Below are 24,861 nucleotides of genomic sequence, written 5' to 3' on the forward strand. Positions count from 1 at the left end.
CGTCGCGCGGGCACCGTCGATCACCCCCTCGTGTCGCCAGGTTACTCGCGGAGGGGGTGCGATTCGTTACGGCCCGTGATCCGCGATCTCGGCGATCACCTGGGCGTGGCACAGCTCCGGGACGCACCAGCACCCGAGCCGCTTCCCGCGCAGCCCGGGCAGAAGGGCGAGCAGGTCCGGCCGGGACAGCAGGTGCTCGCGGTACTTCGTGACGACGTCCTCGCGGGTGCCGTCCGGGCCGGGCCGGAACGGGCTCGCCAGCTTCGACCCCGCGAGGTGCCAGCCGCCCCGGTGCATGGCCCGCCCGACGTAGACGACGTCGGCGTAGTCCGGGTCGTCGCGGTGGCCCTTCAGGTTGACGACGGTGGTGGGCATGCGTGCTCCTTCCTCGCCGCCCAGCCTGGCGGCCCCGGCGCGGGGCCGCCAGGCGAGAGGTCGAGGCAGCTTGACCGCCAGCAGGTCGGTCTCGCGGATGTCCGGCGGCGCGGCCAGCATGTTCCGGGCGCGCTACCCGGCCGTCGAGCTCGACCAGACGCGGATGGTGGTCGGTTCGGCCGGGGTGGCCACCGCCGGCGCGGCGTTCGGGCACGTGGACCTGGCGCTCGCGCTCGCGCGGCGCAGTACCTGGTCGTGGACGAGCGCCCGTCGCGGTCGGCGTACACGATCGCGAGCGCGCCGGCCGGGCACGACCCGATGGTCGCGCCGTTCGCAAGCTGGGTCCGGGCGCGCCTGGCGGAGCCGATCTGCAGGCGGCACACCTGCTGCGCACGACGAACCTGTCGCTGGAGTCGATCGCACGGGGAAGCCGGTGGCCTCGTTGCGCGGGTGAAGCGGTCGCGGTCCGGCCCGCCCCCGCACCCGGCGGAATGACCCCGGTGGCCCGCCTAGTGCATATGCACTATGCTGAGAGCTCACGGTTGAGCCGTCAGCCGCCGCCGGACGTTCCGCGTCCGGGACGGCAGTCTGCCTTGACCGGCACCACTCCGACCCGCACGTCCGGCCCGCCCCCGCTGCCCGACGAAAGGGTGTGCCCGCGATGGTTCCTGAACCTCGCTCGGCCGACCACGAGCTCACCACCACCAGCCGGATCGACGTCGGTGGTCACCTGTCCCTGCGCGTCTCGCGCCCCACCCCGCGCACCCTGCTCGTCCGGGTGGCCGGCGAGGTCGACCTGAGCACCGCGCGCAGGCTCGACGAAGTCCTGCGGTCGCGCATCCGCGGCCCGGTCGGCGAGGTCGGCATCGACCTCGACGGCGTCACGTTCTTCTCCGTCGCCGGGCTGAACTCGCTGCTGCGCGCCCAGCTCCTCGCCGACGCCGCCGGGGCGCGACTGACGGTGGACCCCGGCCGGTCACGGGCGGTGAAGCGGCTGTTCACGTTGCTGCCGATGGACTTCTACGGGGTGATGAGCCCCCGGGCGGTCGGCTGACCGCTCACGCCGGCGGCCGCCCCAGCCGGCGGACGGCCTCGACGATCTTCGTGTTCGGCACGCCCTTCACCAGGTACTCGGTGACGCCGGCCGCGGCGAGCCCGGCCATCGACACCCGGTCGGCGTAAGCCGAGAAGGCCAGGATCGCGGTGTCCGGGCTGCACCGGGCGATCTCGCGCGCCGCCCGGGCTCCCCCGCCGCCCGGCATCCGGACGTCGAGGACCGCGACCGCGGGCCGGTGGTGCTCGGCGAGCCGGATCGCCTCGTCGGCGTCGCCGGCGACCGCGACGACGGCGATGTCCGGCTCCTCGTCGAGGACCTCCTTGAGGATGGTGCGGATCATCTCGTCGTCGTCGGAGATCAGCACCCGCACCTCGCTCACGGTTCGAGTCCCGCCGCGTCGGGCAGCATCGGCAGCCAGAACTCGATCGTCGTGCCGCGGCCGGGCGCGCTCGTCACCGACAGCCAGCCGTGCGCCGCTTCGGCCCGTTCGTGCATCTCGACCAGGCCGAAGTGGCCCACGCCGGCCTCGTCCCCGGCCGTGCCGACGCCGTCGTCGGTGATCCGCACGAGTGTCCCGTTGTCCACTGTGGACAAATGGAGGTCGATCCGGGTGGCGCGGGCGTGCTTGTGGACGTTGCTGATCGCCTCCTGGCAGATCCGGTACACGGTGATCGCGGCGGCGGGCGACGGCTCGGCGGTGAGCTCGTCCCGCAGCGAGTGCGCCAGGCCCCAGCGGCCGGCGACCTCGTCGACGTAGGTGGAGACGGCATCCACCAGGCCGTGCCGGTCGAGCTCCGGCGGCCGCAGCCGGGACACCAGGCCCCGCAGCCGCCCGATGGCGGCCTGCACCGCCTCGTCGAGCCCCGTGACAGCTGCGGCGTGCGGCTCCGGCAGCCGGGAGGCGAGCAGTTGCAGGCGCATGCCGACGGCGACCATGGACTGGATGGACTCGTCGTGGACGTCCCAGGCGATCCGGCGCCGCTCCACCTCCTGGGCGTCGACCAGGTGACCGACGAGCCGGCGGCGTTCCCGCAGGGCCTGCTCGGCGTTGCGGCGTTCGGTCATGTCCCGGGTGACCTTCCCGAAACCCTGCAGCCGGTGCCGCTCGTCGAACAACGCCGTGATCACCACGTTCGCCCAGAACCGCGACCCGTCCTTGCGGACCCGCCACCCCTCGTCCTCCAGCCGCCCCTGCTCGACGGCGATCTCCAGCTCACGCGCCGGCTTACCCGCCGCCACGTCCTCCGGCGGGTAGAACATCGAGAAATGCCGCCCGATGGCCTCCTCCGCCGACCAGCCCTTGATGCGTTCCGCGCCGGTGTTCCAGCTCGAAATGTGCCCGCCCTGATCCAGCATGAAGATCCCGTAGTCCTGGACGCTCTGCACCACCAGCCGGAACCGCTCTTCGCTCTCGCGCAACGCCTCGACGGCGTTGCGGCGCTCGGTCATGTCGCGCGTGACCTTCCCGAAACCCCGGAGCCGGCGCTGCTCGTCGAACAACGCCGTGATGACCACGTTCGCCCAGAACCGAGTGCCGTCCTTGCGGACCCGCCACCCCTCGTCCTCCAGCCGCCCCTGCTCGACGGCGATCTCCAGCTCCCGCGCCGGCTTACCCGCCGCCACGTCCTCGAGCGGGTACAACACCGAGAAGTGCTGACCGATGATCTCGTCCGCCGACCAGCCCTTGATCCGCTCCGCACCGCCGTTCCAGCTCGAAATGTGCCCCTGCGGATCGAGCAGGAAGATCGCGTAGTCCTGCACGCTCTGCACGAGCAGCCGGATGTCCCCCGCCACGTCCTCCGCCGGGTGGAGCACCGAAAGCCGCCGCCCGACGACGTCCCGCGCGGGCCGGCCGGTGATCCGCTCGGCCTCCGCGCTCCAGTTCGAAACGCGTCCGCGCGCGTCCAGCTCCACGATCGCGTGGTCCTCGCCCGGCCGAAGCTCGTCGTCCATGCGGCAACTGTGCCGGATGGACGCCCGGCCGGCACGGCGCGTCAGCCGGCGAGTTCGGCCGACGGTGCCGACAGCGCGCACCAGACCACCTTTCCCAGGCCGTGGCTCGCGGTTCCCCAGGCCAGGGACAGGCGCTCGACCAGGGCCAGGCCCCAGCCGCCGTCGGCGCCGGGCGTCCGCTGCACGGGCGGCGCCGGGTCGTCGTCGAAGACCTCGATGCGGACGTGGCCGGCCCCGACGCTCAGCCGGAGGGTCGGCCGCCCGGCGCCGTGCTGCAGGGCGTTGGTCGCGAGCTCGGTGACGATCAGCAGGGCGTCGTCGACGGCGATGCCACAACCCCAGGCGGTCAGGGTGAGGCGGGCGAACCGGCGCACGACGGCCAGGCCACCCGCCGGATCGGTCAGGCCGCATTCGGCGACGAGCGGCGCCGGGATGTCCACGGCGTCAAGCCTGCCGGGCGGACCCCCGCCGGACGAGATGCAAACCGCGACGGCCTGGCTGATGCAGGTGCATCAGGCGATCAGGCCCTCCCGGCGGGCCACGGCGACCGCTTCGAGCTTCGACCGCGCGCCCAGCTTCTCCAGGACCCGCTGCACGTGGTTGCGCGTGGTGTTGCGGGAGACGCCGAGCCGTTCCCCGATCTCCTCGGTGGTGGCGCCTTCGGCGAGCAGGTCGAGGGTCTCGCGCTCCCGCGCCGTCAGCTCGGCGCCGCGCGCGGGCAGCCGGCCGGAGAGCCGGTCGAAGATCTCGGGCAGCAGCTCCGGGTCGAACACCACGCCGCCCGCGGCGACGTCGCGGACCGCGGACTCCAGCACGCCGAGCTGCGACGACTTGAGCAGGAGCCCGGACCCACCCGCCTTCGCGACCTGCGCGGCGACTGACGGCGTCGCGTCACCGGTCAGCACCAGCACGCGCGCGCCACTCTCGCCGAGCTCGGCGATGACACCGAGGGCGTCGCCGTCGGCGAGGCGCCGGTCCAGCACCACGACGTCCGGTTCGTGCTCGCGCGCGTCGGCGACGGCTTCCGTGCGCGACCGGGCGCGGCCGACCACCGTGATCCCGTCGGCGCGGTCGAGGGCCAGCTGCAGCGCCTCCGCCACCATGTCGTGGTCCTCCACCAGGAGGACGCGGACGGGACTGGGTTCATCGGCGCTGCTCACGGACTTCCCTCGCTGGACGGATCGCTGCCGGTCCATCCTAGGCACTGTCCGGCAGGGCACGCTCGCGGTCTTCGAGGGGACTCACCCGGCACCGCCTGGGTGCCCGTGGCTCGTCACCACGCCGGCGAGCTCGCCCGCAGCAGTCCCTCGGGCCCGGTGACCGGCAGCCGGTCCACGAGATCCTCGTGCCGGCCGGGCGCCCGGAACACCGGCGGGCGGGTCGAGCCGGTGGCCGGCAGCAGTTCGACGAACCGCGCGACCGCCTGCGGTGGCGGCACGACTTCGGTCCCGCCCAGGTAGGCGAGCACCTCCGGCCCGTCGCCGCCGGTGGGCTCGACCACCGCCGACCAGCCGTGCACCTCGTCCCAGATCAGCGCCAGGTCGTGGCCGGGCCGGTCCGGGAGCTCGCGGTCGAGGGCGACGTAGCCGGAGGTGGGCACGTCGAGGTCGAGCGAACACGATTCGAACCCGACGCCGACGGCGCGGGCGACCCGGCCGAGGTAGGCCCGCAGGCCACGGGTGAAGTGATATTCGATGTCTCTGCCGAAGTCGATGAGGGTGTTCATGGTTCCGCCTCCCACGCCGCCGCAGATCCTCGGATACCCCCTTCGGTGAATGATCACACTTTCGAGTTACTCCTCGATCGCGCCGCCGACGGCTCGCAGGTGCGCGCGGAACGTCAGGCCCGGGTCGGCTTCGCGCGCGGCGAGGAACTCGGCGAAGCGGACCTGCTCGCGCAGCGGCTCGCCGGCCCGGATCCGCTCGGCTTGGCGGCGTTCGGTGTCGCGGATGCCTTCGGCGAGGGTGAACAGTTCGTCCGCGCGGTCCAGCGGGAGGAAGACGACGCCGTCGTCGTCGCCGGCGACGAGGTCCGACGGGCCGATCCGCCAGGGGCCGACGATCGCTTCGGCGAGCCCGCCGTCGACGCGCGGGCCCAGGCTGAGCGGGCCGGTGGGGATCGAGCCGAGGCTGAACACCGGGAGACCGATCGCGCGGATGTCGGCGGTGTCGCGGTGCAGGCCCCAGATCACGACCCCGGCGAGCCCGGCCGCGCGCGCTTCGAGGACGACGAGGTCGCCTACACAGCTCTCGTCGAGCCGGCCGCCGTTGTCGACGACCAGCACGCCGCCGGGGCCGGCCTGCTCGAAGGCCTCCAGGAAGACGTCGACGCTGCCGACGTGCCGGGCCGGGACCGCCGGCCCGAGCAGGCGGGTGCCGGGCACCACCGCGCGCGTCGGCGCCGGGGCGCAGCGCACCGGCAGGCCGGCGCGGATGCACGCGTCGGCGAGGTGGGCGGTGGTGAGGGTTTCGAAGCGCGTTCCGAGATCCATGCCCCGAAGCTAACCACCGTTGCCGGTTTCGGTGGTCACCCAGGCCAGGTAGTCCGCGCTGCCGCCTTCGATCGGCGTCGCGATCACCTCGGGCAGGTCGTAGCCGTGCAATTGCCGGATGCGCTCGGTCAGCGCGGGCACCCGGGCCGCGGTCGTCTTGATCTCGACGCGCCACTCGCGGTCGGTGCGCACCTCGCCCTCCCAGCGGTAGACGCTGGTCACCGGCCCGACGATCTGGGCACAGGCCCCGAGCCGCTCCTCGATCGCCTTCGCGGCCAGCTCCAGGGCCGCCGTCTCGGAGTCGGTCGTGGACGTCACGATCACGTGCTCTGCCGCCATGGTCGCGAGGCTACCGGCGGCAGGCCCCCATCCCTCGGCGACAACCGCCGACGTGCCGGTGGCCGGGCCGGCCCCCGAACCGCATGCGCCGACCCGGCCCCCGCCCCCGACGGCCTGGCACCGGGCGGCCGAACCCTCGCGCCGAAGGGCCCTCAGGTCGTGGACTTCGTGGTCGTGGTCGTCGGCGTGGTGGTCGTCGTCGGTGTGGTCGTCTTCGTCGGCGTCGTCGTCCGCGGCGGGGTCTTGCGCCGGGTCGTCGCCGGGGCGTTCGTGTGCGGGGGCGCCACCGTCGCGTGGGTCGTCTCCGGGGTCTCCGGAGACGGCAACGTCACCAGCGTCGGCGTCTCGGTCGCCGAACTCGTCGCCGGCGGCGTCCCGCCTGAAGGGCTTCCGCCCGAGCTGGCCACCGCGACCGCCACCCCGCCGATCGCCACGACCGCCACCGCGCACAGCCCCACGACGACGCCGCGGCGCGAGGCCCGCCGGCCCGGGCTCGCCTCGGCCTTGGCGCGGCCCAGCGACGGCGGCGGTGCGCCCGCGCCGAACCCGGGCGTCGCCAGCTCCTTCGTCTCCTCCCGCGGCGCCGGCACGCGCGGGACCGGTGGCGGCGGGGGCGGCGGCACCGGCCGGATCGCCGGCTGCGAGCGCGTCGCCTGGACCAGCCCCGACCGGCCCGACGCCAGCGCCGCGGCGCCGAGCGCGACCCCGTACTTCGGGTGGATGTCGACCGCCGTCGGGCGGCCCAGCTCGGCCGAGACCAGCTGGGACACCAGCGGGATCCGCGACGAGCCGCCGACCAGCAGCACCGCCCCGAGGTCGGCCGGCCGGAGGTTCGCCGAGCGCAGGGCCCGGTGCAGCGAGCCGATCGTCGCGGTGATCGACGGGCGGATCATCTCCTCGAACTCGCCGCGGGTCAGCCGCACCTCCGTCTGCACCGACGGCAGCAGCACCGGGACGACCGTCTCGGTGTCGGCCGACAGGGCTTCCTTCGCCAGCACGCATTCCTGACGCAGCCGCACGACCGCGGCCACCGCGCCCGCGTCGTCCGGGTCGATCTGCGACAGCTTCCCGTCGAGCGCCCGGTCGACGTGCCCGAACACCGCTTCGTCGAAGTCGACGCCGCCGAGGCCCTCGATGCCCTCCGGGCTGCCGAGGATCTCGAAGCCGTTGCCGCGCTTGCGCAGCACGGTCGCGTCGAACGTGCCGCCGCCGAGGTCGTACACCGCGACGACGGCGCCGTCCTCCAGCCGTTCCTGCGACGCGTAGTGCGCCGCCGCCGCTTCGGGCTCGGTGATCAGGCCGACGCGGTCGATCCCGGTCAGCCGCGGCACCTGCTCGAACAGCTCCCGCTTGTACGGCCCCCAGTTCGCCGGGTGCGTCAGCGTGATCCGGTCGGGCCGGCCGCCCTGCTGCCCGGCGACCGTCCGCACCACGTACCCGAGCAGGTGCGCCATCAGCGACGCCACCGAGTGCGGCGCGCCGCCGAGCAACACCGGCGTCGGGTCGCCCAGGCGCCGCTTGAACTCCCGCGCCACGCGGTCCGGCTCGACGGCCGCGCGCCGGCTGGCGGCGTCGCCGACCAGCACGCTGCCGTCGGCTCGCAGCAGCACCACCGACGGGATGGCCGCCGTCCGGTCGCCGAGCGACACCATCTCGACGTGGCCGGCGCTGTCGACGGCGGCAGCCGTGAAGGTCGTGCCGAGGTCGATGCCCAGTCCGTAGCCCATGTCAGCCTCCGCCGCCGGTGTGCGCGTGATCGAAAGTCGGGTGCTCGTCCGGAACCCGCCCGGGTTCCTCGAGGTGGTCTTCGTGCAGCGGCGGGCCGGGTGGCTCCACCGGTGGCGGGTCGTGCGGCTCCGGCGGCGGATCGTCCGGCGGGTGGCCCGCGGCCGGCTCGTGGTCCGGCGCCGGCTCGTGGTCCTGGTCCGGCTCGCGGTGCCGCGGTGGCTCGAACGGGTGTTCCTTCTCCGCGGGGTGCGGCCGGGTGCCCGTGACCTCGCCGGCGTCGTGGTGCGCCGGTTCGCGGTCGGTGGCGAAGCTGTGCTTCACCACCGGGTGCTCGGCGAGCGTGTTCGACGCCGCCAGCGTCGTCGTCTCGACCGCGACCGGCTGCGGCGCCGGCGTGTCCGCAGTGGACGGCTGGCGGCTGAACGTCACGACCGGCGGGGCCGGCGTCCCGGGCAGCGACGGGGCCGGCGCGGTGACCTGCACGGTCACCGTGGCGCCGCGGCCCTTGTCGGCGATCACCTCGGTCTGGTGGATGGTCGGCCCGGCCGGCTCGCCGAACGGGTCGTCGGCCTTGGCCTGTTCGTCCACGGTGATCCCGACCTCGATGCCGGGCGGCCCGGTCTCGGCTTCGTCGAGGACGACCGTCTCCTCCTGGAACACCTCGATGTCGCCGTGCCCCGGCGCGTCCGGGGTGAGCTCGTAGGTCAGCGAACCGTCGTGCTCCACGGTGATCGTGCCGTCCGGGTTCTCGTGGATGACGATGTCGGCGTCCTGGACGATGTCGATGTCCGTGTCGCCCGGCGTCCCGTCGCCGGGCACGACGAGGTGCTGGTGATCGGTGTACACCTCGTCCCGGCCGTTGTTGTGCACCACGAACCGCTCGGTCGCGTCGATGACGAAGTTGCCGAACTCGTCTTCGTGGACCTCGATCTGCTCGAACTCCTCGACGGTGGGCAGTTCCTTCAGCGGCAGGCCGTCGGTGGTCTCCGGGTGCCAGACCGTGCCCGTCTGCGCTTCCACGTGGCCGTCCTCGCCCCGCGTGACGGTGCTGGTCTCGACCTGCGGCACGTACTCGTGGGCGGGGGCGTCGTGCGGGGTCTGCGCGGCGGCCGGTTCCGGCTGCGGCGGTGGCGCCGACGCGGCGGGCGACCCGGGCGTGAGCGCGTTGCCCGCCACCTCCGACGCGACGGCGCCGGCGACGGCCGCGGCCGCCCGCTTGATCTTCTTCGGCAGTTCGTTCACGACAAGACCTCCGCCCGGGCTTCGCTGAGCAGGATTCCTTCGCAGGTGCGCACCAGTACGCGGGCCGCGTCACGGACGTCGCGCGGCGACGCGGGGTGCTCGGCGCGCCGCTGCCACCTCAGCAGCTGCGCGCCGAGCGCCTGCCGGACCGCGGCGCGGCCCGCGTCCCCCGGCAGGTTCAGCCGGCTCGGCACGTCCACCCCGGCCGCGCCGAGCAGCCGTTCCGCGTCGCGGGCCTCGTCGGTGGTGAAGAGCACGACGCCGAGCCGGATCGAGTCGATCAGCTGGATCTCGGCGAACTCGTGCGCCCCCGCGACGATCCGCTCCCATTCGTGCAGCAGCCCGCCGGTGCGGTCCGGGTAGGCGCGCAGCACCAGTTCCACCGCCTGCAGCGCCGAGCGCGCCTTGAGCACGTCGGCCCGTGCGGCGAACTGGGTGGTCAGCAGGGACCGCAGCCGGTGCAGGCCGCTGCGGGCCAGCAGCTCGCCCGACAGCGCCCGCGCGCCGGTCACCAGGCCGCCGCGGGTCAGCTCGACCCCCAGCCGGACGCCGAACAGGCCGTAACGGGCCAGCAGGTCCGCGCGCTCCGCCACCGGGACGTCCACTTCGGACTCCGCGCGGGCGAGCCGGTCGGCCGACGTCAGCAGCCGCGCGACCGCCCCCTCCGGGGCGGCGGCCAGCAACCGGAACGCGCGGTACTCGGACTCCTTCAGCGACGCGGCCGAGCTGGCCAGCAGGCCGGCCACCGGGACCACCGTCTGGCAGAGCCCCCGGACGCGGGAGTCGCGGGCGTAGCGGTCGGCGATCTTCGCCGCCGAGTCGAGGGCGTCGGTGCGGGCGTGCCCCACCTCGTCGGCCCGCGACAGCACGCCGATCGTGTTCACCGGGCGTCGCTGCGCCGGGTCGTCGTGGAAGGCGTCGAGGAACCGGACGTCGTCGCCGTGGACGTGGCGCATCAGGTACACCACGGCGTCCGCGGTGCCGACCCCGTCACCTTCGGGGACCAGCGCGGCTTCGGTGCGTCCGGAGACCTCCGAGCGCGCCGAACCCAGTCCGGGCGTGTCGATCAGCGTCATCACGCGCAGCGCCGGCGACGGCCAGTCGACGACGAGCCGGTCGACGTCGCCGGGCGCCATGCCGAGCTCGAGGCCGAGCGTGCCGGACAGCCGGCCGAACGGCAGCTGGCGCGGCATCCCGCGGACCGGGTGCAGCATGATCCGGTAGGTCGGGCCGTTGCGGTACCACGTGACGACCCGGGTGCACTCCCCCGCGTCCGTCGCCGCCAGCTCCTGGCCGACGAGCGCGTTGAGCAGGGTGGACTTGCCGGCCTTGACGCGGCCGGCGATGGCGACGCGCAGCGGTTCGGCCAGCCGGCCGGCGATCTGCCGCAGCTGCGGCTCGGCGGGCGTGCCGGCGTACCCGGCGCACGCGCGGGCGACGAACCCGCGGACCTGGACGTAGAGCGGGGTCATCGCGTCACCGCCGGGACGGGTGCGGGCGCGGCTTTGGGGGCGCTGCGCAGGGTGAGCTCGTCGGCGCGGCGGCCGAGCACTTCGAGGGCTTCGATGTCGGCCTCCAGCCGCTTGAGCTCGCCCGCTTCGGCGTCGTCCTCGACGACCGCCTTCTTCGCGTTGGCCAGGGCTTCGGTCAGGGACCGCTGCAGTTCTTCGACGCGGGCGCTGTAGGCGTCGCGCAGTTCGCGCTGGACGATCCGCATCGCGTCGCGGGAGTCCTTGCCGACCTGAAGGTTGAACTCGTCGACGAACCGTCGCACGGCGGTCTTGGCCAGGCCGCGGCGCTTTTCCAGCTGCCGCTTGCGTTCGTCCATGAAGCCGGAGCGGCCCATCAGCAGGCCGGCCGCGACCCCGAACGGCGTGGGGATGGCCAGCGCGGCCATCTTCGTGAGCATGGAGAACATCAGGAAGCCGCTGTAGGCCTTCTGGAACGCGGCCATCCCGGTGGTGCCGCGGGTCTTGACCCCGGTGAACGACGAGTCGATGTCGATCTCCTCGACGACCTGGACGGGCGCCTGCACCTCGCGCGGCAGCACGGCCTGGGACTCGGCGAGCTCGAAGTGCTCGGCGACGCGGGACGCGATGCCGCGGGCTTCCTTGATGAAGGTCGCGTAGTTCTCGAGCGTCTCGTTGGCGAGACGTTGGCGCAGCCACTTCTCGAACTCCGCCCAGTTCTTGGCGGGATCGCCGTCCTCGATGGCCTCTTCGGCCTCGTGCAGGACGCCGCGTGAGCGGGCGCGCAGGTCGTAGTCCACATCGGACGAAATGTCGGCGAAGCCGTCGAAGAGCAACTGCTGCCACTTCGCGGACTGGCTGCGCAGCGCGTCGACGCGGTCGTTGACCCGGCTGAGCTCCGCGACGAGGTCGGCGGACTGCTCGGGGTGGGCGAGCGCGGTGCGGCGGGCGCGCAGAGCCGCGTTCAGCTGGCCGACCGCGGACCCGACGTGCAGGCCCACGGCGTTGAGCGCGGACCGTTCGGCGTCGCCGACGACGCCCTGCAGCTGCTTGACCAGCTGCGGGAAGCCAGATTCGACGTTGAGCTCCTGGTCGGCCGAGCGTGCCGCGACGGTGCGCAGCTCCGAGGAGACGGCGACGGTGTCGATGGCGATCCCGCACGCTTCGAGGTGGCCGGCGTTGAGCTCCAGGATGCGCCGCCACTGCGGGTAGAGGTCGATCTTGGTGAGGACGAAGAAGACGCTCGGGCAGAGTTCTTTCACCGTCCGGAGGAACCGGAGTTCGGCGCCGGTCAGCTCCTGCGAGGCGTCGGAGAGGAAGAGGACGGCGTGCGCCCGCGGCAGCGAGCTGACGGTGACGGCGTTGTGCAGCGAGCCGAGACCGCCGACGCCCGGCGTGTCGACCAGCACCAGCCCGCCGGAGAGCAGCTGGCGGCTGATCGACGCGGTGACCGACTTCAGCTTGCGGAGGTTGCCGGGGTTGCCGGCTTCGCTCACGTGGGACGGAAGGTCTTCGAGGGAGATCCGCTCGGTCCACGGCGGCGACGACGGGTCGGCCGGCTCGTAGGTCGCCAGAGCCCCGGACTCCGGCGCGTAACGGACGACGGTCGGCACCGCGGTCGCGATGTCGTCGTCGACCGGGCAGATCTTCGCGGTCAGCAGGGCGTTGATGAGAGAACTCTTGCCCTGCTTGAATTCTCCGACGACGTAGACGGTGACGTCCGGTTCGGAGAGCAGGCGCCGGGCGTCGGTGAGGCGCTGGACGAGATCGTCCCGTCCGTAGGCCTTCGCCCCCTTGACCGCGAGGTCGAGGGTGTCGAGGGCGATGCGCCCCCCGCCGCTCGGCTCCTGCATGACCGCTCCTTCATTCCTTACTGTTCTTCGCCGGCTCAGTAGTGGTCGGCGTCGTGGTGGTGGTGCTCGTCGTGGTGGTCCTGGTGGTGACCGCCGCCGTGGTGGTGCTCGTGCTCGTGGCTCTCGTGGCCGTGGTGCTCGGAGGACGCCTGCTCGTTGAACTGGTTTCCGCCGTGGTGGCCGCTCGAGCCCTGCTCGTTCTGGAAGATGTTGCCGTGGCCGCCCGTGGAGGCCTGCTCGTTGAACTGGTTGTGGCCGCCGGACCCTTGCTCGTTCTGGAAGATGTTGCCGTGGCCGCCGGTCGAGGCCTGCTCGTTGAACTGGTCGCCGCCGTGGTGGCCCGAGCCCTGCTGGTTCTGGAAGATGCTGCCGTGGCCGCCCGTGGAGGCCTGCTCGTTGAACTGGTTCCCACCGTGGCCACCCGAGCCCTGCTCGTTCTGGAAGATGTCCCCACGGCCACCACCGGTCGAAGCCTGCTCGTTGAACTGGTTCCCACCGTGACCACCGGAACCCTGCTCGTTCTGGAAGATGTCTCCCACGCCGCCGGTGGACGCCTGCTCGTTGAACTGGCCGCCCCCGTGGCCGCCCGAGCCTTGCTCGTTCTGGAACACGTCACCGTGGTGGCCGGCGGACGCCTGCTCGTTGAACTGGTTTCCGCCGCGGCCGGAGCCTTGCTCGTTCTGGAAGATGTCGCCGCGCCCGCCACCGGTCGAGGCCTGCTCGTTGAACTGATTCCCGCCGTGGCCGCCCGAGCCCTGCTCGTTCTGGAAGATGTCCCCACGGCCACCACCCGTCGAAGCTTGCTCGTTGAACTGGTCCCCACCGCGACCGCCGGAACCCTGCTCGTTCTGGAAGATGTCCCCACGGCCACCACCAGTCGAAGCCTGCTCGTTGAACTGGTCCCCACCCCGACCACCCGAGCCCTGCTCGTTCTGGAAGATGTCCCCGCCGCCACCCGTGGAGGCCTGCTCGTTGAACTGATTCCCCGATGAAGTCGTCATCCTGTGCACTCCTGACATTCGGATCGGTGAAGCCCGTGCCCCTCCGTTGTCATCCAGTCTTGAGCCGGCGGGCGCTCCGGTCATGAGTAGTGGCCTACTCGGCTTGCTCACGACCGCGGCCGCGGACTACCTATGGACCGTCGCCGGGACTACTCCCCGAGACGAGCGGGCCTACCACCGAAGCGAGCTCACGGCGCCCGGAAATACCCAGCTTCGCGTAAACCCCGTGCAGCACGTTGTCGACCGTGCGCACCGACACCACGAGCCGGTCCGCGACCGCGCGGCTCGTCAACCCCGTGGCCACCAGGCGGGCGATCTCCAGCTCCCGCACCGTCAGATCCAACGGCGTCTCCAGCGACGAAAGCGCCGGCGTCGCGGCGTCCTCACAGGACGCCAGCCACGCCCGCGATCGCTGGGCCGACATCGCCGCGCTGCCGTTCTTGCCCTCCAGGCGATACACCCGCGCCGCCTGGGCCGAGGCCTCCGCGGCGAGCAGCCGCGCGCCCGCGTCGGCGAACGAAGAAGCCACCGCGTCCAGCTCCGAGGCGTCCCCGACAGCCGAAGCGTGCGCCGCGTAGAGCGCCGCCATCCCGCCCGTGGCCGGGATTTCCCCGGGCTCGGCGCCGAACCGGACCAGGTCGTGGCGGATCTCGGCCGCGATCGCGAGCCGACCGTCCTCTGAAGCAGCCGAAGCGGCGGAGGCAGCCAGCTCCACCGCCCGGGACAGCTCGCCCCGCGCCGCGGCCACCCACGCGCCGTCCCGGTCGCCGAGCGGCTCCGCCACCCGGCCGCTCATCGCCGTCGCCCGGACCAGCGCCGCGGCGACGGCGGGGCGGAACTCGTGCGGCTGGTCGTGCGCGTCCGCGGCCAGGGCTTCCCGCAGCCAGCGGATCGCGCCGCGGATGTTGCCGTAGGCGAGCGCGACCGTCCCGAGCGACGCCGCCGCGCCCGCGACCGCCGGGCCCCACCGGTCGCGGACGGCGTCCCGGTAGTCGTCCCCGGCCCGGTCTTCGGCCTCCTCGAGCCGGCCCGCCCGGCACAGCGCGACGATCCGGGCGTGCTCCAGCCGGACCCGCGCCCCCGGCGCGAAAGCGTCCGAGATCCGGGAGGCGATCTCCAGTCCCTCGTCGACGACGCCGAGACACGCTTCCGTCCGCCCGGTCGAAGCCAGCGCCCCGGCCGCGACCACCAGCGCCGCGAGCCGGAGGGCGTCGCCACGGCGGTTGCGGTCCAGCACCGGCCCGAGCAGCTCCAATGCCTCGCGCGACGCACCGGCCGCCGCCCGCAGGGCCGCCCGGGCGGTCACGAGTTCGTCGAGAGTCCCCGACACCGCCGTCTCGGCCGTGTCCAGCACCGCGGCCGCCTCTTCGAAGCGGTTCAGGCCGAACGCCAGGTTCCGGGCCCGGGTCGCGGCGACGCGGGCGTGCTGGGCGTCCGACACCGTTTCGCCCGCGAGCTCGGACAGCAGCGAGTCGGCGTCGGCGTGCCGGCCGCCCGCGACCCGCACCTGGGCGAGCAGGAACTTCGCGCCGAAGCCGCCGCCCATCCGGACGGCTTCGGCCGCCAGCTGCTCGGCCTGCGGGAAGTCCTTGCGCAGCAACGTCTCCGCGGCCGCCCGAACCAGTTGCGGGTCGGTCGGCAACCCGGCGGCCAGCCGCCACCGCACCAGCCGCGGCTTGTCCTCGGCGCGCCGGGCGCCGGTGAGGTCGAGGGTCTGGGCGAGGATCCGGTAGGTGTCGCGCTGGCGCAGCGGCGACGTCCGGCGCCGGATCACGTCGGCGTAGAGCGGGTGCGCGAGGCGGACGTTCAGCCGCCGCCCGGTCCGTTCGGAAACGACCAGCCCGGCCTGCTCGGCCGAGGCGAGGACGCGCGCGGCACCGAGGCGCACCAGCGGTTCGCTGCCCAGCGGCTCCCCGAAGGCGAGCAACTCCAGCAACCGCCGCTCGTCGGCGTCGACCCGATCGGTGCGGGTCTCGATCAGCTCCACCAGCCGCGGGGTCGCCATCAAGGCACCGCTCCACCGCCACACGCCGTCCTCGGCCGACAGCGAGCCGCTGTCGAGCCCGCCTTGCAGGAGCTCGCGCAGGAACAGCGGGTTGCCCAGCGTCAGGTGCCACAGCCGGTGCTCCGCGCCGTCGTCGAGCCGGCCGCCCAGCACCGCGGTGATCAGCTCGGTGGTCCGCGGGCGGCTGAGCTCACCGATGTCCAGCCGTTCGGCGACGCGGTCCTTCCACATCGCGAACACCGGGTCCGGCACGCTAACGCCGTGCGGCGCGATCACGAGCACGAACGCCGACGCGGTCGCGGCCAGCTGGTGCACCAGCGTCGCGGACAGGTCGTCGAGCAGGTGCGCGTCGTCGACGCACAGCACCAGCCGGCGCCCCTCCGCGCCGCGGGTCAGGTGGCCGGCGACCTGGTTGAGCCGGTGCGCGCGGTCCCCCGTGCCGTCCGCGCTGCCGGGCAGGAGGTGGGCGAACGCGCCGAACGGGATCGTCGAGGCCGACGACATCGCGCGCACCCAGTGCGTGCGCGCCCCGCCGCCGGCCAGCTCGGCCAGCAGCACCTTCGCCAAGCGGGTCTTGCCGGCACCGGCGCGGCCGGTCAGCAGCAGCCCGCACACCTCGGGATCGGCCAGCGCGCGGCGCGCGAACGCCAGCTCCTGTTCGCGGCCGACCAGCGGCCAGTCGTTCGCCACACCCACTGCCTCCCCAACCCCTCACGGGCGTTCCGGATGCCCGCGCACACTCGTTCCTCGGATAATGACTACGCGCGCCCCGGCCAAGTACCGAATCCGCGCGGCGATTTGGCATAAATCGACGAACGGTGTCGCAAATGCGACACAACGGACAGTCGATCTCCCATTCCGTGAACATTTACCGGTCGTTACCGGGATATCGTGATAATCGGTTTTCCGGTGATTATTTTTCCTGCGCGACCATCATTCCTACGACGCGCGGCAGGACCACCGCGTTCCACCCCGCCATGGCGGTGACGAGCTCCGGTTCCGGGCCGCCCGTCCACACGCGCACCTGGCCCGCGCGCAGGTCGGTGCCGAGCACGCCGGCCCACGGCACCTTCGGCGCGAACCACCGCCGTCGGCGCAGTCCTTCGGCGTCCGCGTCGATCCGCGGATGCCCGCCCCCGCCGAACCGGGCGGTGGCGCCGGCCGTGATGGCGTCGACCGCGGCGCGCGCGATCCGCGGGCAGGCCGCCGATTCGACCAGCTCGACCAGCCGCCGCCACGTTTCGCGCGCGTCCTCGAGCTCGCTGCCGCGGCGGAAGGCGTCGAACACGAACCGGCTCCGCACCGGGCCGCGGGCCAGGCCCAGCGCGTAGCTGGCCTGGTGCGGCCGGGCCGCCGCGTGGTAGGCGACCCGGTCCACTTCGGCCAGCCGGAAGATCCGGTCACCGATCACGATCACGTCGCCCGCCGCGGCGAGCGTGCGCCCGCCGCTGGAGACCCGGACCTCACCGGAGCCGGTGAACGAGAACTTCCCGCCCGCCATCGGGCTACTTGCCGGTCTTCGCCAGGCAGAGCACGACGCCGGTCTCGCCTTCCTTGCCCTGCCAGAACACCTGGTCGGCGTCCGGATAGGGCGTGCACGCGCTGATCTGCGCTTCGATCCGGGTCTTGTCCTCGACGCGCGCGACGACCTTGAGCGTCGCTTCGGGCGTCCCGCAGTCGACGATCTTCACGTAGTTCTCGCCGCTCTCGGTGACGCAGTTGCCGACCTGCGCGTTCTCGCCGTTGGACCGGGTGGCCACCCAGACCAGCGCGAGGATCGCGGCGACGACGATCAGGAACACGGTGAGCACGATCTTCTGCCGCCGCTTCGACTTCTTCGGCGCGGCCGCAGGCGGCTGCGGCGGCGGGCCGGGCATCCCGGCCTGCGGCGGCACGGGTCCGGTCGGGTCCGGGTACTGGGGTCCACCCGCGTAAGTCATGGTGTTTCCTCCCTCGATGTCCAGCTGTCGCCTTCTAGGCGTTCCACTCGCGTTCCACGGCGTTCCACCCGGAGTTCGGGACAGCGTCCGCCCCGGACGGCCAGGATGGGACGGCCCCGTTCCCCGACGTGAGGACCCGAGGATGACCCGACTGCCCGCTCTGGCCGTCACCGCCTTGACCACCGCCGCGCTGCTGACCGGCGGGACGGCCGAAGCCGCGAGCCCGCCGTTCACCGGCTCGGTCTTCCGCGCCACGCACAACAGCTATTCGGGCAACGTCGACGGCGCGAAGAACTCGATCGCCTACCAGCTCGACCACGGCGTCCGGTTCGTCGAGCTCGACGTGCACGACAACGGCTACGCCACGACCCACGACTACGGCGTCGGCCACGACTCGCCCGGCAACGCCGTCGACCACAGCGGCGGCAACTCCGCGTCGAACAACCTCCGTGACTGGCTGGCGACCGTCAACATGTGGTCCGCGGCGCACCCGGCGGCCGCGCCGATCGTCGTCATGCTCGACCTCAAGGACAACCTGACCGACAACGCGAACTTCGCGGCGGGCAACCTCGTCGCGGTCAACCAGGAGCTGGAGTCGGTGTTCGGCAGCCGGCTGCTGCGCGCGCAGGACTACCCGGCCGGCTCGCCGACCGTGGACGCGCTGCGCGGGCGCGTGCTGCCGCTGCTCTCGGGCGACGGCGGCAGCCGCAGCGAGTACAAGCGCGACGTCGGCTACCACCCGGCCGTCGCGCTGAACGGCCGCGGCCAGATCGTCGAGGTGCACGACTCCGGCGGCGGCGCGCTCTGGTACTGGACCGGGACCTACGGCGCAGACGGCCGCGTCACCTGGCTGCGGCACGGGAAGTACGACAGCGGCCAGACGCCGGCCGTCGCGCTCGACGACAACGGCGACCTCGTCGAGGTCCACCAGTCGCAGACCGCGTCGACCCTCTGGTACCACGTCGGCAAGCTCGGCAGCGACGGCGAGATCACCTGGCAGGCCAGCCACCAGTACGACAACGGTGTCCAGCCGACGGTCGCGTTCATCGACGGGACGCACCTGCGGGAGATCCACCAGAGCCAGAGCAGCAGCCAGAACTGGTCGTGGAACGGCACGCTCGCGGCCACGACGGTCGCGTGGACCGGCAACGCCAAGACGTCCGACGCTCGGTTCGCCAAGGACACCGCCACCAACGGCACCCGGAGCGTGAGGGTGTGGACCGGCGCGGACGGCCCGACGCCGTCGAACACCCTGCGGGTGGACACCGCGAGCGTCGCCGGTGACCGGATCCGCTACCGGCAGGTCGCGTTCGACGAGTTCCAGAAGGGCGACAGCGCGGAGCTGCAGCAGGGCGCGCTGTTCTACGGGGCGCCCGCGACGGAGTCGTCGTTCATCACCTCGGCGCGCCAGTCCGGCAAGCTGGTCCGCGGCTGGGACTTCGACTCCGCGGGCGACGCGACCACGCCACTGGCGAACTACCCGGCGTCGAACCACCCCTACGACGCCTGGTACCAGACCCTGCTGACCCAGAACGGCGCGGTCGAGTAAGCAGGTCTGCCGCGGCTGGTCGTGAGTGAGAAACAGTGTTCTAACACTGTTTCTCACTCACGACCTCCCTCTGTACCCCCGGTGCTCGCCCCTCCCCCGACAGAGGGGCGAACGTCCTATTCCTCGGCCAGCGGCTCCGCCTGCACCCGCTTGAGGGCGGGCGTGCAGACCGACGCGCCGAGCAGGGCCACCCCGACCCCGAGCACCACCGGCGCCAGGAGCCACGGGCTCAGCACGATGCCGCGCGGGTCGACCATGCTGTAGAGCCCAACACCGACCAGTACCCCGACGATTCCCGCGCCGATGGTGGCGACCAGCGCGGGCAGCGCGGCCTCCATCCGCAGCGCCCTCGCGAGCACCCGCACCGGCGTGCCGGCGGCCATCAACGCCCCGAACGTCCGGCGGCGGTCCATCACCGAGCCCGCGGTCGCGACCGCGGCACTGCAGCCGGCCAGGATCCCCGCCGCGACCAGCCCGATCACCGTGACGCGGCGCAGGTCGCCGAGCTCGGTCTGCTGGTTGAACAGGTACTGGTCGCGGCTGCCGACCTCCGCGCCGGCGGCCGGACCGGCCAGCGCCGTCCGGACGATCTCGCGGTTCGCGTCGGTGGTCGGCGCGACCACGGTGACGTACTTCGGTGTGACGCTCTCGGGCACCGCGGCCGGGTCGATGATGAGCGAGCCCGAAAGATCGGGGTCCGGGAAGTGGACGGTTTCCACCCGCGTGCCCGACATCGGGGTCACGCCCGGCGTGTCGTACTCGGTGGTGAGCTTGAACTGCGCCAGGTCGAGCGCCGAGTCGCTGTAGATCGCCGGCCCGCCGGCACACATCTCCGGCGTGATCCCGAACCGCGTCAGCTTGACCGCGTCCGCACAGCTCATGACCAGGCCCCGCTGGACCGTGCGGTTTCCGCCGTCGCCCTTGGCGAGGTAGATCTCGCCGACGGCGACCGCCTTCTCGGACTGGCCGTACTTCTGCAAAGACGCGTTGGCCTGGCCGACGATGACGCCCGCGTGCTGGGCGTCGGTGTCGACGTAGAGCACGGAGTCCTGGAACGATCGCCCGCCGCCGGCCATCGACTCGAAGGTCGGCAGCAGCGTCAGCGCCATCGACCCGGCGAACACCGCGAGCACGATCCCGGCGGACGCCCGGTAGGCGCTCTTCGGGTCGTCACGCAGGCGGCGTCCGGCGAGCAGCGAGGACGGCCGGCGCCAGATCCGGACGAACGTGCCGCCCACCGCCGACGTCACCCACGGCCCGACGATCGCGGCCGAGCCGACCAGCAGGAACAGCCCCGCCATGACCATCGTGATGCCACCGGAGTCCTTCGCCGTCGTCACCGCGACGAGGAAGAACAGCCCGGCCGCGGGCAGGGCCAGCAGCCGCCACCAGTGCAACGGCTTCTTCGTGTGACCACCGGTCGCGAACAGCGGGTTCTTGAGCACGCGGCGCAGGCCGAGGACGCCGGCCAGGACCACGAGCACCGGGATGGCCACGACGATGAACACCGTCAGGCCGACCGGCAACGCGAAGTCGGACGCGAGCCAGGTGCCGCCGGCCCACGGCACGAACGACGCGAGGCCGCTCAGGGCCGGGCTCAGCACCAGGCCGAGCACCGCGCCGATGCCCGCGGACAACGTCGTCTCGGCGGCCACCATGTTCGTGACCTGGCCGGGCGTGGCGCCGGCCAGCCGGATCGCGGCAAGCCGTCGTTCCCGCCGGGCCGCGGTGAGCCGCGCCGACGACGCGACCAGCACCAGGCTCGGCACCAGCAGCACGATGATCCCGACCCAGGACAGCAGCATGAGCAGGCCGTCCGGGCTCGCCTTCCCGCCGGGGAGGCCCGCGATCGGGTAGGAGTTCTCCGGCATCGCGTCGGGTGTGTGCCCGACGAGCGCGACGAGCTGCTCCGGGAAGCGGAGGCCGTCCTCGCCGAGCGCGGCGACGGGCTTGCCGAACCGGTCGGCAAGCTGACCGGCCGGGTGGCCCTGCAGCAGCCGGCCGAGCGCCGGCGACACGACGGTCTCACCCGGCCCGGGCAGCTGCGGCACCCCCGCCGGCAGCGGGATGGAGCCGGGCGTGGCACCGCCGGTCAGCGCGACGTCGACGCGTACGATCTGCTGCCCGTCGAAGTAGTCCTTCGACGAGTTGAAGAGCATCTTGGCCGGGGCGTCGGAGCTCCGGCTGTAGAAGTGTTCGCCCTGCCAGAGGGCGCGCTGCTCGCGGTGCTGCGTGGCGAACGGCAGCGTCGCCAGCAGCAGCACCAGCCCGGTCGCGACGGCCACCCCGATCGCGGTGAGGATCGCCGACGTCCGGGTCCGCCGGTCGACCTTCAGCACCCGCAGGGCGATCTGGAGCGAGTTCACGCCGCCTGCCTCGTCGCGATCAGGCCGTCGCGGATCGCGACGGTCTTCGGCATCGACTCGGCAAGCTCGCGGTCGTGGGTCACCACGAGCACCGCGGCGCCCGTCTCGTGGGCGGCGCCGAGCAGGGCGTCCATCGTGTCGCGGCCGGTGCGCGTGTCGAGCGCGCCGGTCGGCTCGTCGGCGAAGATCACCTTCGGCCGGTGCGTCAGCGCCCGCGCGATCGCGACGCGCTGGGCCTCGCCGCCGGACAGCTCCCCCGGGCGGCGGCGCTCCTTGCCGGCCAGGCCGAGGCGCGAAAGCCACTGGCGGCCGGCGTCGATGGCTTCCTTGCGGCCGAGCCCGGCCAGCAGCGAAGGCAGCGCGACGTTCTCTTCGGCCGACAGCTCCGCGACCAGCATCCCCGACTGGAAGACGAAGCCGAACTCGGTGCGGCGCAGCTCGCTGCGCTTCTTCTCGCCGAGGTGGTCGATCCGCTGCCCGGCCAGGAGGATCTGCCCGTCGTCGGCCCGGAGGATCCCGGCCAGGACGTGCAGCAGCGACGTCTTGCCGGAGCCGGACGGCCCGACGATGGCGACGGCGTCGCCCGGCTGGATGTCGATGTCGATGCCGGCCAGGGCGTACTGCGCGCCGTAGCGCTTAACCAGTCCGCGGCCGGAGAGCACCGGTCCGTTCGTCCACTGTGGAGTGTTCGGGTCCACCACGTTCTCCCTGTCGGTTCGGGTCTCGATGCCGATGAGCTTCGCGGAGATCAAGGGGTGTCCACTTCGGGCAGACGGCCAGTCACGGGCGGTGCCGCATCGGCCGATCGGCCGAGGGAGTGCGGGCCACTCGGCCAAGGTGCGAACGCGCGCGGATCCTCTAACGTCGCGTTGTGACCGCCGCGCCCCCGCCGAACAACCTCTACGCACGCACCGCAGCACTGGTGCGGCGCATCGGCGTCCCTTCGGCCGTCCTGTTCGCCGCCCTGCTCTTCGACTTCGTCTTCACGACGCAGGCGGCGCTCGACGACAACGGCCCGAAGTTCGTCGACTTCGGGCTGCTCCCCGGCATCTTCGCGATGACGGCGTGCGCGGTGTGGTCCCAGAAGCGCGCGGCCGTCGCCGGGGTGACCGGCGCCGCCGTGCTGGTGTTCTCGACCCTCTTCATCCACGCGTTCCACGTCCCGCCCTACTCCAGCGTGCTGCCGAAGGTGACCATCACCGAGGTCGTGGCCGGGGTGCAGATGGTCTACTACGTGACCCGCCGGGCGCGGGCGGGCGTGGCGTTCTGCGTGGTCAGCGTCCTGGTCGTCGGCGGTCTCATCGCCGTCTTCGGCCGGTACGCGGGCGTCAGCAACATCGACGGTGGCACTGCCTCCCAGGGGCTGCTGTTCGGTCTGCTGTTGCTCGCCGGCGCGGCGGTGCCCGCCATCGCGGCCCGGGACCGCGGCCCGAAGCGTGATCCGCGGACGCGGAAGCTGCAGCGGGTGAACGAGCTGGCCATGGGGCAGTGGCCGCTGATCGGGCTGCTCGGGTTCGCGCTGATCTTCGAGTTCGGCTACACGTACTCGAGCAACGCCCGCGGGTTCCCGATCCTGTTCTGCTCGCTCGTCGCGGCCGTCATCGCGGTGCTGTCGCCGCGGCGGCCCGCGGACGCGCTCCTCGGCATCACCGGGATGCTGCTGCTCTCCGCGGTCGTCACGCCGTTCCTGCACCTGCGTTACGACTACCCGATGCCGGGTGGCGTGCCGTTCGTGCAGGTCATCGCCGCGATGGGCGTGATCGTGAACCTGACCCGCGCCCGCGGCCTGAGCCTGACGTGGCCGCGGATCGGCCTCCTGTCGGCCGTCGTCGCGCTCGGCGCGATCCTCAACTCGGACCAGCCCCGGGGCCTGCAGAGCGACCCCCAGACACTGTCCATCCTGGCCTTCGCCGCGGCGCTGCTGCTCGGCATCTCGATCGCCGTCGGCCTGATGCTGCGGTCGCGCGACTCCGAGCGCACCACGGTCGTCCAGTCCGCGGTGGCCGACGCGCAGACCGCCGAGCGGATGGCGCTGGCCCGCGAGCTGCACGACGTCGTCGCCCACCACGTCACCGGCATCGTCGTGCAGGCGCAGGCCGCGCGGATGATGGCCGAGAAGGACCCGCAGATCGCGGTCGAGGCGATGGGCCGCATCGAGAACGCCGGTGTCGAAGCGCTCGCGGCGATGCGGCGGCTGGTCCGCTCGATGCGCGGCGACGCGCCGGCCGGGTCGAGCGAGTTCAGCGAGCAGGCCACCACGGATCTCGGCGCCGACCTGCGGAAGCTGGTCGAGAGCGCCAACCACGGCGTGCCGACGTCGATGCACCTCGACCTGCCGGCCGACCTGCCGCACGAAGTCGGCCGCTCGGCGCTGCGCCTGGTCCAGGAGTCGCTGACGAACGTCGGCAAGCACGCCTCGGACGCGACCGACGCGTTCGTCCTGGCCGAGGTGAGCGGATCCGAACTCCACCTGCGGGTGACGGACAACGGGCACGAGACGACGCGGCGGCCCGCGGGCGGATCGGGCGGCTACGGTCTGGTCGGGATGCGCGAGCGCGTCGCACTGCTCAAAGGACGGCTGTCGGCCGGGCGCGGCCCGGACGGTGGCTGGCGGGTCGAAGCGTGGCTGCCGCTGGCGGCCGGAGAAGACACTGAAGGGGACGAATGATCCGCGTACTGATCGCCGACGACCAGGAGATGGTGCGGATGGGCTTCCGCATGATCCTGGACGCCCAGGACGACATCGAGGTCGTCGCCGACGTCGCGGACGGCGTCTCGGCGGTGTCGAAGGCCCGCGAGCTGCGCCCGGACGTCTGCCTGCTCGACATCCGCATGCCCGGCCTCGACGGCCTCGAGGTCACCCGGCAGCTGGCCGGCCCGGACGTGACCGACCCGCTGAAGGTCGTCGTGGTCACCACGTTCGACCTCGACGAGTACGTGCACACGGCGTTGCGCAACGGCGCCCACGGCTTCCTGCTGAAGGACGCGGGCCCGGCGCTGCTGATCGAAGCGGTCCGCGCGGCCGACCGCGGCGACGCGCTGGTCTCGCCGCAGATCACCATCCGGCTGCTCAAGCACTTCGACGGCGGCTCGGCCCGGCCGAAGGCGGCGCCGCCGTCGGAGCCGCTGACCGCGCGGGAGATGGACGTCGTCAAGGCGGCGGCGAGCGGGCTGACGAACACCGAGATCGGCGCCGAGCTGTTCCTGTCGCTGTCGACGGTGAAGACGCACCTGGCGTCCGTGCAGGGCAAGATCGGCGCGCGCAACCGCGTGGAAATCGCCGCTTGGGCGTGGCGGAGTGGAGTCGTGTCGTAATTAAGGGTGCGTAGTATCCAGAGATGCAACGCCGTTTCCACGCCCCTGTCGTTCTCCCCGCCGATCCGTCGTGTTCGCTCCTGCGTGACGCGGTCGTCGATGTGGACGCCGACGGGCGCATCTCCTACTGCGGACCGGCGGCCACCGCCCCCGAGTCCGCCGCACCGGTCACCACCCT

General features: G+C 72.7%; 22 protein-coding genes and 1 pseudogene. 5 read left to right on the forward strand and 18 right to left on the reverse strand.

The annotated features are described in order from the left end of the window. Positions 1 to 66: 66 nt before the first annotated feature. The gene (locus AB0M59_RS47095; protein WP_364628767.1) at positions 67 to 375 is read right to left on the reverse strand and encodes a DUF4326 domain-containing protein; all 309 of its coding nucleotides are present in this window, start codon (positions 373 to 375) and stop codon (positions 67 to 69) included. Between the two features lie 661 nt (positions 376 to 1,036). On the opposite strand from AB0M59_RS47095, the gene AB0M59_RS47100 reads away from it, so the two are divergent. Beyond that, positions 1,037 to 1,429: an STAS domain-containing protein gene (locus AB0M59_RS47100; RefSeq protein ID WP_364628770.1), complete on the forward strand. Its 393-nt coding sequence runs from the start codon at positions 1,037 to 1,039 to the stop codon at positions 1,427 to 1,429. A 4-nt stretch (positions 1,430 to 1,433) separates the two neighbouring features. Here AB0M59_RS47100 and AB0M59_RS47105 read toward each other — a convergent pair whose 3' ends face one another. From AB0M59_RS47105 to AB0M59_RS47175, 15 genes are all read right to left on the reverse strand, one after another. Then, positions 1,434 to 1,811 carry a response regulator transcription factor gene (locus AB0M59_RS47105; protein WP_364628773.1) on the reverse strand — a complete coding sequence of 126 codons (378 nt, stop codon included), beginning with the start codon at positions 1,809 to 1,811 and terminating at the stop codon, positions 1,434 to 1,436. Then, entirely contained in the window at positions 1,808 to 3,385 is a 1,578-nt protein-coding gene (locus AB0M59_RS47110) for a PAS domain S-box protein (protein ID WP_364628776.1), read from the reverse strand. Before AB0M59_RS47110 ends, AB0M59_RS47105 begins: the two co-directional genes overlap by 4 nt. A gap of 41 nt (positions 3,386 to 3,426) precedes the next feature. After that, positions 3,427 to 3,825 carry an ATP-binding protein gene (locus AB0M59_RS47115; RefSeq protein WP_364628779.1) on the reverse strand — a complete coding sequence of 133 codons (399 nt, stop codon included), beginning with the start codon at positions 3,823 to 3,825 and terminating at the stop codon, positions 3,427 to 3,429. A gap of 72 nt (positions 3,826 to 3,897) precedes the next feature. Beyond that, positions 3,898 to 4,545, reverse strand: coding sequence for a response regulator transcription factor (locus tag AB0M59_RS47120; protein ID WP_364628781.1), 648 nt, complete (start codon positions 4,543 to 4,545; stop codon positions 3,898 to 3,900). Between the two features lie 113 nt (positions 4,546 to 4,658). Next, on the reverse strand, positions 4,659 to 5,111 hold the full coding sequence (locus AB0M59_RS47125) for a DUF6292 family protein (RefSeq protein ID WP_364628784.1): 453 nt from the start codon (positions 5,109 to 5,111) through the stop codon (positions 4,659 to 4,661). A 66-nt stretch (positions 5,112 to 5,177) separates the two neighbouring features. Beyond that, positions 5,178 to 5,876, reverse strand: a complete 699-nt coding sequence (locus AB0M59_RS47130; protein ID WP_364628787.1) for an RraA family protein — start codon at positions 5,874 to 5,876, stop codon at positions 5,178 to 5,180. Positions 5,877 to 5,885: 9 nt separating this feature from the next. Next, a complete protein-coding gene (gene cutA / locus AB0M59_RS47135; protein WP_364628790.1) occupies positions 5,886 to 6,215 on the reverse strand; it encodes a divalent-cation tolerance protein CutA in 330 nt (109 codons plus the stop codon). Between the two features lie 152 nt (positions 6,216 to 6,367). Next, a complete protein-coding gene (locus AB0M59_RS47140; protein ID WP_364628793.1) occupies positions 6,368 to 7,942 on the reverse strand; it encodes an Hsp70 family protein in 1,575 nt (524 codons plus the stop codon). A 1-nt stretch (position 7,943) separates the two neighbouring features. Continuing rightward, positions 7,944 to 9,185, reverse strand: coding sequence for a hypothetical protein (locus AB0M59_RS47145; RefSeq protein ID WP_364628795.1), 1,242 nt, complete (start codon positions 9,183 to 9,185; stop codon positions 7,944 to 7,946). Then, positions 9,182 to 10,657 (reverse strand): dynamin family protein, encoded by a 1,476-nt coding sequence (locus AB0M59_RS47150; protein WP_364628798.1) that lies wholly within the window; start codon positions 10,655 to 10,657, stop codon positions 9,182 to 9,184. The genes AB0M59_RS47145 and AB0M59_RS47150 overlap by 4 nt, the downstream gene beginning before the upstream one ends. Then, on the reverse strand, positions 10,654 to 12,507 hold the full coding sequence (locus AB0M59_RS47155; protein WP_364628800.1) for a dynamin family protein: 1,854 nt from the start codon (positions 12,505 to 12,507) through the stop codon (positions 10,654 to 10,656). The genes AB0M59_RS47150 and AB0M59_RS47155 overlap by 4 nt, the downstream gene beginning before the upstream one ends. A gap of 35 nt (positions 12,508 to 12,542) precedes the next feature. Further along, positions 12,543 to 13,508 carry a glycoprotein gene (locus AB0M59_RS47160; protein ID WP_364628802.1) on the reverse strand — a complete coding sequence of 322 codons (966 nt, stop codon included), beginning with the start codon at positions 13,506 to 13,508 and terminating at the stop codon, positions 12,543 to 12,545. Positions 13,509 to 13,638: 130 nt separating this feature from the next. Continuing rightward, a complete protein-coding gene (locus AB0M59_RS47165) occupies positions 13,639 to 16,203 on the reverse strand; it encodes an AAA family ATPase (RefSeq protein ID WP_364628805.1) in 2,565 nt (854 codons plus the stop codon). Between the two features lie 223 nt (positions 16,204 to 16,426). Further along, positions 16,427 to 17,014 (reverse strand): hypothetical protein, encoded by a 588-nt coding sequence (locus tag AB0M59_RS47170; protein ID WP_364628807.1) that lies wholly within the window; start codon positions 17,012 to 17,014, stop codon positions 16,427 to 16,429. Positions 17,015 to 17,018: 4 nt separating this feature from the next. Further along, the gene (locus tag AB0M59_RS47175) at positions 17,019 to 17,453 is read right to left on the reverse strand and encodes a hypothetical protein (RefSeq protein WP_364628810.1); all 435 of its coding nucleotides are present in this window, start codon (positions 17,451 to 17,453) and stop codon (positions 17,019 to 17,021) included. Positions 17,454 to 17,595: 142 nt separating this feature from the next. On the opposite strand from AB0M59_RS47175, the gene AB0M59_RS47180 reads away from it, so the two are divergent. Continuing rightward, positions 17,596 to 19,002, forward strand: a complete 1,407-nt coding sequence (locus AB0M59_RS47180) for a hypothetical protein (RefSeq protein ID WP_364628812.1) — start codon at positions 17,596 to 17,598, stop codon at positions 19,000 to 19,002. Between the two features lie 116 nt (positions 19,003 to 19,118). Here the strand turns inward: AB0M59_RS47180 and AB0M59_RS47185 are convergent, their stop codons facing one another. Both AB0M59_RS47185 and AB0M59_RS47190 read right to left on the reverse strand, forming a co-directional pair. After that, positions 19,119 to 21,368 carry an ABC transporter permease gene (locus AB0M59_RS47185; RefSeq protein WP_364628815.1) on the reverse strand — a complete coding sequence of 750 codons (2,250 nt, stop codon included), beginning with the start codon at positions 21,366 to 21,368 and terminating at the stop codon, positions 19,119 to 19,121. Further along, positions 21,365 to 22,066, reverse strand: coding sequence for an ABC transporter ATP-binding protein (locus AB0M59_RS47190; RefSeq protein WP_364628828.1), 702 nt, complete (start codon positions 22,064 to 22,066; stop codon positions 21,365 to 21,367). Before AB0M59_RS47190 ends, AB0M59_RS47185 begins: the two co-directional genes overlap by 4 nt. A 173-nt stretch (positions 22,067 to 22,239) precedes the next feature. On the opposite strand from AB0M59_RS47190, the gene AB0M59_RS47195 reads away from it, so the two are divergent. The 3 genes and pseudogenes from AB0M59_RS47195 to AB0M59_RS47205 form a co-directional block, all read left to right on the forward strand. Then, a complete protein-coding gene (locus tag AB0M59_RS47195) occupies positions 22,240 to 24,036 on the forward strand; it encodes a histidine kinase (RefSeq protein ID WP_364628818.1) in 1,797 nt (598 codons plus the stop codon). Then, complete coding sequence (locus AB0M59_RS47200) at positions 24,033 to 24,683, forward strand: response regulator transcription factor (protein WP_364628821.1); 651 nt, start codon at positions 24,033 to 24,035, stop codon at positions 24,681 to 24,683. Before AB0M59_RS47195 ends, AB0M59_RS47200 begins: the two co-directional genes overlap by 4 nt. 23 nt (positions 24,684 to 24,706) lie before the next feature. After that, positions 24,707 to 24,861: pseudogene (locus AB0M59_RS47205) on the forward strand (amidohydrolase); the annotation flags it as partial.

It is taken from the genome of Amycolatopsis sp. NPDC051371 (assembly GCF_040682155.1).
GTDB lineage: Bacteria > Actinomycetota > Actinomycetes > Mycobacteriales > Pseudonocardiaceae > Amycolatopsis.